Origin of the sequence: Salmonella sp. NW1250, assembly GCF_051812965.1 — a bacterium.
Taxonomy (GTDB): domain Bacteria; phylum Pseudomonadota; class Gammaproteobacteria; order Enterobacterales; family Enterobacteriaceae; genus Salmonella; species Salmonella enterica.
The window spans coordinates 29,568-43,506 of record NZ_JAMNDD010000016.1 but is presented as its reverse complement, the minus strand read 5'-3'; the positions used below and the strand labels follow the sequence as shown (position 1 = coordinate 43,506).

12 protein-coding genes and 4 tRNA genes are annotated in these 13,939 nt (G+C 54.7%); 4 read left to right on the top strand and 12 right to left on the bottom strand.

All coding sequences use genetic code 11. The features are described from left to right. Nucleotides 1-57: 57 nt before the first annotated feature. The 4 genes from hemC to hemY are packed head-to-tail and all read left to right on the top strand — an operon-like array spanning nt 58 to nt 4,126. Nucleotides 58-999, top strand: a complete 942-nt coding sequence (gene hemC, locus NBA72_RS21580) for a hydroxymethylbilane synthase (RefSeq protein WP_001521319.1) — start codon at nt 58-60, stop codon at nt 997-999. Then, nucleotides 996-1,736, top strand: a complete 741-nt coding sequence (gene hemD / locus NBA72_RS21575; protein WP_000025495.1) for a uroporphyrinogen-III synthase — start codon at nt 996-998, stop codon at nt 1,734-1,736. The genes hemC and hemD overlap by 4 nt, the downstream gene beginning before the upstream one ends. A gap of 21 nt (nt 1,737-1,757) precedes the next feature. Next, nucleotides 1,758-2,927, top strand: coding sequence for a uroporphyrinogen-III C-methyltransferase (gene hemX, locus NBA72_RS21570; protein WP_000138955.1), 1,170 nt, complete (start codon nt 1,758-1,760; stop codon nt 2,925-2,927). Between the two features lie 2 nt (nt 2,928-2,929). Then, a complete protein-coding gene (gene hemY / locus NBA72_RS21565) occupies nt 2,930-4,126 on the top strand; it encodes a protoheme IX biogenesis protein HemY (protein ID WP_042949732.1) in 1,197 nt (398 codons plus the stop codon). Between the two features lie 581 nt (nt 4,127-4,707). On the opposite strand, the gene NBA72_RS21560 is transcribed toward hemY, so the two are convergent. From NBA72_RS21560 to rfbA, 12 genes are all read right to left on the bottom strand, one after another. Then, nucleotides 4,708-4,784, bottom strand: a tRNA-Pro gene (locus NBA72_RS21560). Nucleotides 4,785-4,826: 42 nt separating this feature from the next. Continuing rightward, a tRNA-Leu gene (locus NBA72_RS21555) sits at nt 4,827-4,913 on the bottom strand. A 20-nt stretch (nt 4,914-4,933) separates the two neighbouring features. After that, nucleotides 4,934-5,009, bottom strand: a tRNA-His gene (locus NBA72_RS21550). A 54-nt stretch (nt 5,010-5,063) separates the two neighbouring features. After that, a tRNA-Arg gene (locus NBA72_RS21545) sits at nt 5,064-5,140 on the bottom strand. A gap of 102 nt (nt 5,141-5,242) precedes the next feature. Beyond that, nucleotides 5,243-6,628, bottom strand: coding sequence for a bifunctional threonine/serine APC transporter ThrP (gene thrP, locus NBA72_RS21540; protein WP_000818378.1), 1,386 nt, complete (start codon nt 6,626-6,628; stop codon nt 5,243-5,245). Nucleotides 6,629-6,833: 205 nt separating this feature from the next. Then, complete coding sequence (gene wecG / locus NBA72_RS21535) at nt 6,834-7,574, bottom strand: lipopolysaccharide N-acetylmannosaminouronosyltransferase (protein ID WP_001651110.1); 741 nt, start codon at nt 7,572-7,574, stop codon at nt 6,834-6,836. Continuing rightward, the gene (wzyE, locus tag NBA72_RS21530; protein WP_000055605.1) at nt 7,571-8,929 is read right to left on the bottom strand and encodes an ECA oligosaccharide polymerase; all 1,359 of its coding nucleotides are present in this window, start codon (nt 8,927-8,929) and stop codon (nt 7,571-7,573) included. The genes wecG and wzyE overlap by 4 nt, the downstream gene beginning before the upstream one ends. Beyond that, on the bottom strand, nt 8,926-10,005 hold the full coding sequence (locus NBA72_RS21525; protein ID WP_079981089.1) for a TDP-N-acetylfucosamine:lipid II N-acetylfucosaminyltransferase: 1,080 nt from the start codon (nt 10,003-10,005) through the stop codon (nt 8,926-8,928). Before NBA72_RS21525 ends, wzyE begins: the two co-directional genes overlap by 4 nt. Continuing rightward, entirely contained in the window at nt 10,002-11,252 is a 1,251-nt protein-coding gene (gene wzxE / locus NBA72_RS21520) for a lipid III flippase WzxE (RefSeq protein WP_000050289.1), read from the bottom strand. Before wzxE ends, NBA72_RS21525 begins: the two co-directional genes overlap by 4 nt. Before the next feature lies 1 nt (nt 11,253). After that, nucleotides 11,254-12,384: a dTDP-4-amino-4,6-dideoxygalactose transaminase gene (gene rffA / locus NBA72_RS21515; RefSeq protein WP_020838090.1), complete on the bottom strand. Its 1,131-nt coding sequence runs from the start codon at nt 12,382-12,384 to the stop codon at nt 11,254-11,256. Nucleotides 12,385-12,388: 4 nt separating this feature from the next. Then, the gene (gene rffC, locus NBA72_RS21510) at nt 12,389-13,066 is read right to left on the bottom strand and encodes a dTDP-4-amino-4,6-dideoxy-D-galactose acyltransferase (RefSeq protein ID WP_001145154.1); all 678 of its coding nucleotides are present in this window, start codon (nt 13,064-13,066) and stop codon (nt 12,389-12,391) included. Continuing rightward, the gene (gene rfbA / locus NBA72_RS21505; protein WP_000676077.1) at nt 13,044-13,925 is read right to left on the bottom strand and encodes a glucose-1-phosphate thymidylyltransferase RfbA; all 882 of its coding nucleotides are present in this window, start codon (nt 13,923-13,925) and stop codon (nt 13,044-13,046) included. Before rfbA ends, rffC begins: the two co-directional genes overlap by 23 nt. Nucleotides 13,926-13,939: the final 14 nt, after the last annotated feature.

Genomic DNA, 13,939 nt, shown 5'->3' with positions numbered 1-13,939 from the left:
ACATACTCTCTATAAGGATGTTAGGATGGTCAATGATTGATAATGACGGTAACAAGCATGTTAGACAATGTTTTAAGAATTGCCACACGCCAAAGTCCCCTTGCGCTTTGGCAGGCACATTATGTCAAAGACGCATTGATGGCAACCCATCCGGGACTGACGGTAGAACTGGTGCCGATGGTCACACGCGGCGACGTGATTCTCGATACTCCCCTGGCGAAAGTGGGCGGTAAGGGACTGTTTGTTAAAGAGCTTGAAATCGCGCTGCTGGAAAAACGCGCTGATATCGCCGTGCACTCTATGAAAGACGTTCCGGTGGCCTTCCCGGACGGTCTCGGTCTGGTGACCATTTGCGAGCGCGAAGATCCGCGCGACGCGTTTGTCTCGAATAAATATCACAGTCTGGACGATCTGCCCGCGGGTAGTATCGTCGGGACGTCCAGTTTGCGTCGTCAGTGTCAACTGGCGGAACGCCGTCCGGACCTCATTATCCGTTCGTTGCGTGGCAACGTTGGCACACGTCTCGGCAAGCTGGACAACGGCGACTATGACGCCATTATCCTGGCCGTGGCCGGTCTGAAACGCTTAGGTCTGGAGTCGCGCATTCGCACAGCCTTGCCGCCCGACGTTTCACTTCCTGCCGTAGGCCAGGGCGCCGTCGGGATTGAGTGTCGTCTTGACGACGCGCGAACACAGGCGCTGCTCGCACCGTTGAATCACTCGCAAACCGCGCTACGCGTAACGGCGGAACGCGCTATGAACACCCGCCTGGAAGGCGGATGTCAGGTGCCGATTGGCAGCTATGCAGAAATCATCAACGGTGAAATTTGGCTACGCGCGCTGGTTGGCGCGCCGGACGGTTCGGTGATGGTGCGCGGCGAACGTCGTGGTTCTCCCGAGCAGGCGGAGCAAATGGGCATCTCGCTTGCAGAGGAACTGCTGGAAAACGGCGCGCGCGCGATTCTGACGGAAGTTTATAACGGCGAGACGCCCGCATGAGTATTCTGATCACCCGCCCCTCTCCCGCAGGGGAAGCGTTAGTGAGCCGTCTGCGCGCACTGGGGCAGGTGGCCTGGAGTTTTCCACTGATTGAATTTGTCGCCGGTCGGGAGCTACCCACCCTGGCCGACCGCCTGGCGACGCTGACGGAAAACGATCTGGTTTTTGCCCTTTCACAGCACGCCGTCGCCTTTGCTCACGCCCAGCTCCAGCGGGATGGTCGAAACTGGCCTGCGTCGCCGCGCTATTTCGCGATTGGCCGCACCACGGCGCTCGCCCTTCATACCGTTAGCGGGTTCGATATTCGTTATCCATTGGATCGGGAAATCAGCGAAGCCTTGCTACAATTACCTGAATTACAAAATATTGCGGGCAAACGCGCGCTGATTTTGCGTGGCAATGGCGGCCGCGAACTGCTGGGCGAAACCCTGACAGCTCGCGGAGCCGAAGTCAGTTTTTGTGAATGTTATCAACGATGTGCGAAACATTACGATGGCGCGGAAGAAGCGATGCGCTGGCATACTCGCGGCGTAACAACGCTTGTTGTTACCAGCGGCGAGATGTTGCAACGGCTCTGGTCGCTGACTCCCCAGTGGTATCGTGAGCACTGGTTACTACGCTGTCGGCTATTGGTCGTCAGTGAACGTCTGGCGCACCTCGCCCGGGAGCTGGGCTGGCAAGATATTAAGGTCGCTGATAACGCCGACAACGATGCGCTGTTGCGCGCATTACAATAACTCTCATAATGGGATGCCATAATGACGGAACAAGAAAAATCCTCCGCCGTGGTTGATGAGACCAGGGAGAGCGTGGAAACCACGCCACAGCCAGTTAATACCGAGAAAAAAAGTAAGAACGGCGCCGCGCTGGTATTAAGCGCGGTGGCGATCGCGATTGCCCTGGCGGCAGGTATTGGGCTTTATGGCTGGGGAAAACAGCAGGCAACCGCGCAAACGGAAACCAGCGATGCGCTGGCGACGCAACTGACCGCCTTGCAAAAGGCGCAGGAGAGCCAAAAAGCGGAGCTGGAAGAGATTATCAAAAAACAAGCGGCGCAGTTAGAAGACGCGAATCGCCAACAGGCGGCGCTGGCGAAACAGCTTGATGAAGTACAACAAAAAGTCGCCACTATTTCCGGCAGCGATGCTAAAACCTGGCTGCTGGCGCAGGCTGATTTCCTGGTGAAACTCGCCGGACGTAAGCTGTGGAGCGATCAGGACGTCACTACCGCCGCTGCGCTGCTCAAAAGCGCTGACGCCAGTCTGGCGGACATGAACGACCCCAGCCTGATTACCGCACGACGCGCGATTACTGACGATATCGCCAGCCTGTCATCCGTTGCGCAGATCGACTACGACGGCATTATTCTCAAGCTCAATCAGCTCTCTAACCAAATCGATAACCTGCGTCTGGCGGATAACGATACCGATGGTTCGCCGATGGATTCAGACAGCAGCGAGCTGTCCAGCTCGCTAAGCGAATGGCGCGTTAACCTGCAAAAAAGCTGGCAGAACTTTATGGACAGCTTTATTACCATTCGTCGCCGCGATGATACCGCCGTACCGCTGTTGGCGCCCAACCAGGACGTCTATTTACGCGAAAATATTCGCTCCCGCCTGTTAGTCGCCGCGCAGGCCGTGCCACGCCATCAGGAAGAAACATACCGTCAGGCGCTGGATAACGTTTCGACCTGGGTTCGCGCTTATTACGATACTGACGACGCCGCGACAAAAGCCTTCCTGGAGGAGGTCGATAAATTAAGCCAGCAAAATATTACGATGGATCTGCCAGAAACCCTGGGAAGCCAGGCGATTCTTGAAAAACTGATGCAAACCCGCGTGCGTAATCTGCTGGCGCAACCGACAGTCTCTACGGCAGCGCCTGCCACCCAGACAGACGCTCCGGCAGCCGCGCCGCAAGGAGAATAATGATGCTAAAAGTATTATTGCTCTTTGTGTTGTTGCTCGCGGGTATCGTGGTCGGCCCGATGATAGCCGGTCACCAGGGCTATGTGTTAATCCAGACCGATAACTACAACATTGAAACCAGCGTCACCGGCCTGGCGATCATTCTCATCGTCGCTATGGTGGTGCTATTCGCCATTGAGTGGTTACTACGCCGTCTGTTTCGTACCGGCGCGCACACCCGCGGTTGGTTTGCCGGCCGTAAACGCCGTCGCGCCCGCAAGCAGACCGAACAGGCGCTGCTGAAGCTGGCGGAGGGCGATTATCAGCAGGTTGAAAAGCTGATGTCAAAAAATGCCGACCATGCTGAACAACCGGTGGTAAATTATCTGCTGGCGGCAGAAGCGGCGCAGCAGCGCGGCGATGAAGCGCGCGCTAATCAGCACCTTGAACGTGCGGCAGAGTTGGCGGGGAACGACACCATCCCGGTCGAGATCACACGCGTGCGCTTACAGCTGGCGCGCAATGAAAATCACGCGGCGCGTCACGGCGTGGACAAACTGCTGGAGGTCACGCCGCGTCACCCGGAAGTTCTGCGTCTGGCGGAACAGGCCTATATTCGCACCAGCGCATGGAGTTCTTTACTGGATATCATCCCATCCATGGCGAAAGCACACGTCGGCGATGAAGCGCATCGCGCCATGCTCGAACAACAGGCGTGGATAGGACTCATGGATCAGGCGCGCGCCGAGCAGGGCAGCGAAGGATTACGCACCTGGTGGAAAAACCAAAGCCGTAAAACCCGCCATCAGGTGGCGCTGCAGGTCGCGATGGCCGAGCATCTGATCGAATGTGACGATCATGATATGGCGCAGCAGATTATCATCGATGGTCTGAAACGCCAGTATGACGATCGGCTGGTGCTGCCCATTCCTCGCCTCAGAACCAATAATCCGGAACAACTGGAGAAAGTGCTGCGCCAGCAACTTAAGACGATAGGCGATCGCCCGCTGTTATGGAGCACACTCGGCCAGTCGCTAATGAAACACGGTGAATGGCAGGAGGCGACCCTGGCTTTCCGCGCCGCGCTGAAACAACGCCCGGACGCGTATGATTATGCCTGGCTTGCCGATGCGCTTGATCGACTGCATCAACCGGAAGAGGCCGCCGCCATGCGGCGCGACGGCCTGATGCTGACATTACAGAACAATCCCCCGCAGTAATTCCCTCTTGCCCGGTGGCGCTTCGCTTACCGGGCCTACCACCTACACAAAATCATTCGGGATGCATAAAAAAACGCCTGCCCGGTTAAGGGGCAGGCGTCAAAACAGGTCTGTATGACAACATAAAGGGGTGCTTCACTCAACGTTGTGTCCAGGGTGTTTGATGAGGCGTAAGCGACATCTGTCAGTGGACGATAAGCACCGTAAACGGCTCTGCATCATTCCTGAGTTTATGAGGCCAGAAGGCGAACATAAGAGATGGAATGAGCATCTACCCGTACATTATTGCACATAACGTGCCATCTTTGCACCGCTAAAAAACAGGCGCAGGCATTAAAAAAACGTAGAGAATTCACGCGATTGACATCCCCCCGCCGCTGGCGAGGTTTTAGCGTGTCGCCCGGCGGAGACAGAACAGGATGCTTTTTATAAAGTGATTATAAATCAATAGATTATTCGTCACCGAATAGCGACAAATAAAGTCTGGGATATCGCCAATAAACCATAATGGCAACACGTGCGGGATAAGTAGTTGAAAATGAACAGAAAACAAAAAACCCCGCCGAAGCGGGGTTCAAAATTGGTCGGCGAGAGAGGATTCGAACCTCCGACCCACTGGTCCCAAACCAGTTGCGCTACCAAGCTGCGCTACTCGCCGATATACTGCTTTTTTGAATTTTTAGTTCAATTCATTGAGTCGTGGTGCGAGGGGGGGGACTTGAACCCCCACGTCCGTAAGGACACTAACACCTGAAGCTAGCGCGTCTACCAATTCCGCCACCTTCGCGTTTCACAACTCTATATTAATGGGGTGGCTAATGGGATTCGAACCCACGACAACTGGAATCACAATCCAGGGCTCTACCAACTGAGCTATAGCCACCACTGAAACTTTTTACGCGGTATTAAACCACCGCAGCTCAAGCACCTAAATAAATGGTACGCCCGACAGGATTCGAACCTGAGACCTCTGCCTCCGGAGGGCAGCGCTCTATCCAGCTGAGCTACGGGCGCTTAGCGCCGTTGCGGGGGTGGATAATACGGACTTCACACCCCGCTGTCCAGTGCCTTTTTAAATAAAATGCGCGTTTGGTTATGCTTTGCGCATTTTGGCGCTTATTCCCCCACCTTGTGGGCGGTTCCGTGACGATTCAGGCCGAAAACTTTGTAGACCAGCGTGACGGCCAGCAGGAAGATGACGCCGACAAACAGCGACATGCGCGTATCTTCATTAAAGTACATGCCGATTAAAACGCAAACCAGAAACGCCATCGTCAAATAGTTCGCCCACGGGAACATAATGGAACGAAAAGGATGATCCGCAATCGCTTCTTTATGCGCCCGACGAAAGCGCAGTTGGCTAATCAGAATGACAAACCACGGCACCATCCCCGGCAGTACGCTGGCGCTATAAACGTAAACAAAGACGCGCTGCGGATTGGGGATGATGTAGTTCAGGCAAGAACCTACCAGCAAAATCAAAATAGAGAGCGCCACGCCCGCGACCGGCACGCCGTGGCGAGAGACTTTCGCGACTGCCGCCGGCAGTTGACGGTTTTTCGCCAGCGCGTAAAGCATACGCCCACAGCTATACATTCCGCTGTTACAGCCGGAGAGCGCCGCCGTCAGCACGACAAAGTTGATAATGCCCGCCGCGGCGGTGATGCCGATTTTCGCGAAGGTGAGTACAAAGGGGCTGCCGTTGCTGCCAATCTCATTCCACGGGAAAATGGTGACGATCACGAAAATCGCGCCAACATAAAAAATCAGGATACGCCACAGCACTTTACCCACCGCGCTACGCAACGTCACCTGCGGATTCTTCGCTTCACCGGCGGTAATACCGATCAACTCAACCCCCTGATAAGAGGCCACCACGATACATAATGCGGTCAGAAAGCCTTTCCAGCCGCCGGCAAAAAAGCCGCCATGCTCGGTCAGATTACCAAAGCCAATCGCCTGGCCGCCGTTACCAAAGCCGAAGAAAATCACCCCCAGACCGATGATGATCATCACAATAATCGTGGTGACTTTGATCATCGCAAACCAGAACTCGATTTCACCATACAGGCGCACCGCAGCCAAATTCGCCAACGCAACCAGTCCGACGGCAATCAGCGCCGGTATCCACTGCGCCATCTCCGGAAACCAGAACTGGACGTAGACCCCAATGGCGGTAATTTCCGAGATCCCGACCGCCATCCACATAAACCAGTATGACCAGGCGGTAAGATAGCCAAAAAAAGGACTCATATACCGGTGGGCGTACACGGCAAAGGAGCCGGTAACAGGTTCCAGAAAGAGCATCTCCCCCATCGAACGCATAATGAAAAAGACGAACAATCCGGCGATGATATACGCCAGCAGCACTGACGGGCCCGCCCATTTCAGCGTACTGGCGGCGCCCATAAAGAGTCCGACGCCGATGGTGCCCCCGAGGGCAATCAATTCAATATGACGAGCTTCCAGCCCACGCTGTAGCTCCGGTTTTTTCTCTGCCATAAATCCTCATGTCGTGTTTGCAACGGTTCCGGTAGTACCGGTTATTGTTATGGGTACATCGATTGTTGCGAATATTTTCTTAAATTTGGACAAATGGCAAATGGAGCATTAAAAAAATGCATTTATTGTGTAATAAATCATCGATTATGTTGTAAATGAGCAGCGCCATAAGCACAATCCGCTGCTCAAGTATCAGAAGGGAGAATTAGAGATCGCCAGTATAGTGCCAGCGAAGGTAGCGCAGCAGACGTATCTGGCGGGTAATACGCTTCGGTTGAGAAAGCAGACGATACAACCACTCCAGCCCCAGGTTCTGCCATATTTTTGGAGCGCGTTTGACGTGACCAGTAAACACATCATAGGTACCGCCCACCCCCATATATAGCGCATGGGGATGCACTTCCCGACAATCGCGCATTAGCAATTCCTGTTTTGGCGATCCCATCGCGACGGTGACAATTTTCGCGCCGCTGGCATGGATACGCGCAAATAGCGCCTGACGCTGCTCCGGCGTAAAGTAACCGTCCTGGCTACCCACAATATTGACGTTCCACTGCGTCCGCAGTTTTGCTTCCGTCTGCGCCAGCACCTCAGGCTTGCCGCCGACAAGAAATACCGGTGTGCCTTCTTTCCCCGCGCGCGCCATTAACGCTTCCCAAAGGTCGGCGCCAGCCACACGAGAAACCTGCGCCTGCGGAAATTTTTTACGTATTGAACGCACCACGCTGATGCCATCGGCATATTTAAATTCCGCCGCCGCTATCAACGCGCGTACTTCCGGATTATCTTCCGCCGTCAGCAGCTTTTCGGCGTTGATCGCCACCAACGTGCCTTGCTTCAGTTGTCCATCGGCAAACAGATAATTCAGCGCATGTGACATGTCGCGCCAGCCAATCAGAGGTAACCCGCGCAGCGAGTAAAGGGGCGCAGCGGCATTATTGGTCATAGTTTTCCTTCCACCTGTGCCTGAGGGAGCGAAGTTGTACGTTTATGAATCAGTCCGGCGCTATCAAATAACCAGAACAGAAGCTTAGCGACCAGCAGACTGGCGCCAAAAACCACCAGGAAGAAAACCACGCGCGAAACAAACGAATCCAGCCCTTCTCGCGCCAGCACAATCATATTAAAGATGGCGCCAAAGCAGAAACTGTGCAGAATCGCCGCCTTATAGCGATTGGGCTCCCGGTTACCCAGCTCATACAGCCAGTCGAACCATTTGATAATCAGCCCGACGACGATCGCGCCGAGCGGAATAAACAGCGCCCCGCCCATGACCACCAGCGATCCGATAAGCGTTGGCGATATCGCCAGGCCAGAATGGTTGTTCAGGACTTCCCAGGTGAAGTAATTCGCAGAATTCAGCACGATGCTGGGTCGCCCCGGCCATAACCAGGTGGGAATAAAGACGTAGAAATCACGCACGATAGGGGCCAGCCCCTGAAAATCGATATTGTGGTAATTTTGCAACAGCAGCGCCAGATTCTCCCACGGCGAAAAGGTATCGCGCGTCAGATAAAGAAACGTATAGAACGCCTCATCGCCGCTCACATTTAATCCGTAGCGTTTGAGCGCCAGCCAGAACATACCGACAATCCCCAGCACGCCCGCCGCTGCCAGCATCCACAGGCTGATCCAGCCCCGAATAATGCCGATAAACAGGAAGATAGCAAACGCAATAATGATGTTGGCGCGCGTGCCGCCGACAATCATGTAGGTCAACAGGCCAAACGCGACGGTGCTCACCAGAAAAAACAGCCACGCTTTGCTGTCCTGGCGCAGGAAATAGACCACCAGCATCGCCGGAATGAAGAAATAGAAGAACCGTTTTAACGCCACGCCGGAGACTTCGCTGGAAAAGATCTGGCTGTAGGAGTGCAGCCGGAACAGCAAAAAGCCGTTATGCATAAAGAAAATCGCCACGCTCACCAGCGCGATGCCCATCAGGATCACCCAGGTAAGGTGGGTTTCCACCCGGTTCATGGTAAATAGCGGCTTGCGTGGTACATCCACAACGCGTTTGCGTAAACGCGTTTTATAGGTCACGTAATACACGCCGTAGAAACAGGCGGCGGATAATAGAGCCTGCAATAAGATTTCCGGCGGCGCGACGCCAACGTCGAAACGAAATACCAGCACGCTGGTTAGCGGAAAACCAAAAAAGAAGGTCAACAAAAACAGCAACGAAAAGAAAACGTTGAAGTTAAAACGCACGCGGCGGAATTCAAACCAGGTCAGCGTGGCGATAAACAGCGTAGAGAGCAGCCAGACCACCAGCAGCCCGCTGAATTGCATTAAACTCATTCGGCTTCTCCTGCGGCGATTCTCAACGCATTATGCCACGGTTGCAGGTAGTTGGGGCTAAAGAAGGTGATGCCGCTTTTATCTACCGATGCGAGCTGACGCTGCGCCTCGCGCACGACCTGCTCATTAAGATCGTCCGTGGTAAACAGGACGGGCAGATGCTGTTCCGCCATATCCTGCCAGAAAGGATTGTCGCGACTCAACACGCACGGGATATCGGCCTGAATTAGCAGACACAACGTCCCGATCCCCTGTTGGCGGGCAAAAATAAAATAACCGAGGTCGCACTGGCGCAACAGCGCAAGATAGGCATCAAATTCCATTTTTTCGCTAAGAATTTGTAGATTTTCGGCGCTAAACAGCGCCAGACCGACCTGACGAACCTCATCAATATAGGCCTGGTTATTGGCCGGATAGCCCATCGGCACCACCACGTTTACCGTGTCGCCAAACTGCTGATACACCGCCCGTAACGCCGCAATATGTTGGTTACTGCGATCGCCGGAGTTCCCTACTAAAATGGTCAATTTTCCCGCACGTTGGCGCTCTTTTGCCATAGCATTCAGGGAAGGATCCATGCGCGTCGGGAAATAGAGCAACTCGCCGCGTACGTCCGGATGCTGGCGCGCAAAATAGCTGAGATCGCCGCGCGTCGCGAATACGCACCCTACTCGCCCCTGCGCGATACGACGAAGCGGGTAGAAAAGGCGGAATTTCAGCCCGTGGGACACTTCGTAGAGATCCGCGCCCCAGATATGCCAGTAAAACTGAGCTGGCTTAATACCGCCGCTTAACAGCGCCAGCCACAGGCTGGTGTTGAACTGACCGTGAAAGAAGAATCTCTGTCGACGATTTGCTTTCGCTTTGGCGATAACCGCCTGCGCCAGCGCTTTCTTACTGCCATAAAAACGAAGCGAGAGCGCCGGGCAGCTTTCCGTGAAGCCGTTATCTTCACCGGCAACCATAAATTCGCACGCGTGCTCGCTTGTGGCGGCCAGCGTATCATTGAAAAACCGCAGCACGGTGTGGTTATGGTGAGGGATATCCGATCCCAGGACGTGAATCAGTACAGTCATGCTCGCCTACGCCAGAGTAAAAATACGCCGCAACAAAGTGAAAAATAGACAATATAGGTGGCCATATAAGCCTGTGCCGCACCCAGCGCGCCGTGAGCGGGAATCAGCCAATGAGCGAACGCCGTTAACAGAATGAACTGGCTAATTTCGGCCAGAATGTAAAATCGCAACGACGCTTTGGCAATCACCAGATAACCGAAAACATAGGCGCCGACTTTCAGCACGTCGCCCACTAACTGCCAGGCGAACAGATCGCGCATCGCGGTGAATTTGGCGGAAAAAAGCAGCCAGATAGCAAAATCGCGCAGTAGCCAGACGGTAAAACTCGCCGCCGCAACCGCCGGTAAAACAAATTTCAGCGCTTTTACTACTTCGCGCGTAATGTCCTGTTTTTCCGTCAGGCGTGAGAGCGTGGGTAACAGGTAAACGCTGAAGGAGGCGGTGATAAATTGCAGATAGGCGTCAGAAATGCTGCTTACGCCCTGCCAGATCCCGACATCGCTCCAGCTATAGTGCGCGGCCAGTTGGTTTCGCATCATCACATAGGCAACCGGCATCGTAACGGAGGTAATCAGCGCCATCAGGGTAAATTTACTGAGCTGCCCTGCCAGACCATTGTCCCAGGAGGGCTTGAGATAGCGTAGCGGGACGGTGCCGCGCTTAATCAGTATCATACCGGCTGGCACTACCACCAGCGCCGGCACCAGCGCCAGGCCAAGCAGAGCGCCTTCATAGCCGCCGACACGGTAGCAGAGATACCAGGCGGCGACACCCAAAAAGCTGCCGACAATTAACGATAAGGCATTACCCGACGCGTCACGAAAGCCCTTCATTAGCGCCAGCAGCAGGTTCGCCCAGGCGATCCCCATTTGTACCAGCGCAACCAGACGCACCAACCCTTGATAGTCCGTATGACCGAACAGTCCCTGGCTAATCGGCGCCGCCGCCAGCAGGAAGACCAGCGCCAGCAGCGTAGAGAACCCCAATACCATCGCGGAGGAGGTTCCTACCACAGTACGTAACTGCGCCGGGTCATCATGATGTTGTGCGACGAGTTTGGTAACGCCGTTAAATATCCCGGCGCCAGCCAATACGCCCAGCACGGTGATCATCTGGCGGAAGTTACCCGCTTGTCCGACGCCCGCTGGACCAAAAGAGACGGCCAGTAGTTTCACCACCAGCAGTCCGGCGCCAATTTTTACCAGCGTACTGACCGCCGTCCACAGGGAGGCTTTAGCAAGCGACATATCAGGAGAAATAATTTAGCAAGGTAGTAATCACCGTTCGTTGATCGACGGGCGCAAGGTTATAAAACAGCGGCAGACGCAACAAACGTTCGCTCTCTTTTGTGGTGTAGACATCGTCCCCGATAAACTCGCCGAATTTATCGCCCGCCGGACAATCATGCAGCGGAATGTAATGGAATACCGCCATGATTTCCGCCTCTTTCAGGAAATTAATCAGCGCGCTGCGATCGGCGATATCCCGCAGTTTGATGTAAAACATGTGGGCATTATGCCCGCAGTTTTCCGGAATAGAAGGCAGCTCGATACGCCCGGCGCGCGCCAGCGGCGTTAACGCATCGTAGTAAGTCTGCCACAGCGACAGACGCTGTTGATTGATACGATCGGCGGCCTCCAGTTGCGCCCACAGGTAGGCAGCCTGCAGATCGGACATCAAATAACTGGAGCCGATATCCCGCCAGGTGTATTTATCCACCTGACCACGGAAAAACTGGCTACGGTTGGTGCCTTTTTCGCGGATGATCTCCGCGCGTTCAATCAGCGTACGATCGTTGATCAGCGTCGCGCCGCCTTCGCCGCCAGCGGTGTAATTTTTGGTTTCATGGAAGCTAAAACAGCCGATGTGACCGATCGTCCCTAATGCGCGCCCTTTGTACGTGGACATCACACCCTGGGCGGCATCCTCGACAACGAACAGATTATACTTATCCGCCAGCGCCATGATGACGTCCATTTCACAAGCGACGCCAGCGTAGTGTACCGGCACGATAGCGCGGGTTTTATCAGTAATCGCCGCCTCAATCAGCGTTTCGTCAATATTCATCGTATCCGGACGAATATCGACAAATACAATTTTCGCGCCGCGCAGGACAAAAGCGTTAGCGGTGGAGACAAACGTAAAGCTCGGCATGATCACTTCATCGCCGGGCTGAATATCCAACAACAGAGCCGCCATCTCCAGCGACGCGGTACAGGAAGGCGTCAGCAACACCTTCTCGCTGCCGAAATGTTGCTCCAGCCACTGCTGGCAACGACGCGTAAAGCCGCCGTCGCCGCACAGTTTGCCGCTGCTCATTGCAGACTGCATGTATTCGAGTTCGGTTCCCACCACCGGCGGCGCATTAAAAGGAATCATGTTGTCACCTGTATAACCAGTACGCAGTGCTTTCGATGTTGGCACCGCTTTGTATGTAACGTTTAAGCGCGGCGGTGTTGCCCAATTGGGTCGCCACCCGCAATGTTGCTTTGCCGCGACTCTGCGCCCAACAGATCGCCGCCTGCATAAGTTCCGCTCCCGCGCCGCGTCCGGCCAACAGACCGATACGCGCGTCGGTATCATTCAATTCCCGCAGCGAGACGTAACCGCGGATAGCGCCTGTCTCCGTGCGAAGGACCAGGCATTGGTGATCAAACGTGCCGCGTACCGCATTCTCAATCCACTGGGCGTAAAAACGGGCGCTGGCGTCGGGCGCATACCACGGCGCGCGAAAACGACTCTGCGTAAACGCCTCTCCGGCCAACTGACGCAAAGCAGGAATGTCTTTAAGATGTGCAATTTCCGCGCCATGCTGGTCGCGATGCCCTTTTACCGGCAACGCAAAATCCACCTCGCCTTCAACCAAAGAGAATCCCAGCGATTGCAACGCCGACAGCCAGGCGATGTTTTCAGCCGGCACTTTTACCTGCACGCGTTGCCACGCCTGCAGCGCTTCTGGCGTTAATTCGGGCGCTGAGGCATCGATACGCACAATGCCGCTATTCACGCCAAAGAACGTATTTTCCCAGAGTAACGGTTCAATACTGGCGCGGACGGGCACGGAGCAACTCCAGTAAATATTGGCCATAGCCGGTTTTTTCAAGCTGACTGGCGGCGCGTTTCAAACCATCATCATCCAGCCAGCCGTTGCGCCAGGCAATCTCCTCCAGACAGGCAATTTTGAAGCCCTGGCGCTTTTCCACCGTCTGCACAAAAGTGCTCGCCTCAATCAGACTGTCGTGGGTGCCCGTATCCAACCAGGCGAAGCCGCGGCCCAGCAGTTCAACGGTCAGCTTACCTTCCTCCAGATACATCTGATTGATAGAAGTGATCTCCAGCTCGCCACGCCCGGACGGTTTCACGCGCTTCGCATACTCGACGACCTTGCTGTCATAGAAATAGAGGCCGGTGACCGCCCAGTTAGATTTAGGCTGTTTCGGCTTTTCTTCCAGCGAGAGCGCGCGAAAATCATCGTCAAACTCCACGACGCCAAAGCGTTCCGGGTCCATAACCTGATAGCCAAATACTGTGGCGCCTTCGGTACGTGCCGCGACCTGACGGAGTTTGGGGCTAAAACCCTGACCAAAAAAGATATTGTCACCCAATACCAGGCATGAGGGTTCACCGTTGAGGAACGTTTCGCCAATGATAAAGGCCTGCGCCAGCCCGTCCGGACTGGGCTGCTCGGCATAATGTAAATCGATACCGAATGCTGCGCCGTCGCCCAACAAACGCTGAAAGTCGCGTTTATCCTCCGGCGTGGTGATGATCAAGATCTCACGAATGCCCGCCAGCATTAGCACCGATAACGGATAGTAAATCATCGGTTTGTCGTAGACGGGCAGAAGCTGTTTTGATACGCCGCGCGTAATGGGATGCAACCGGGTACCGGAACCTCCCGCCAGAATGATGCCTTTCATTCGTTTCTCCTCCA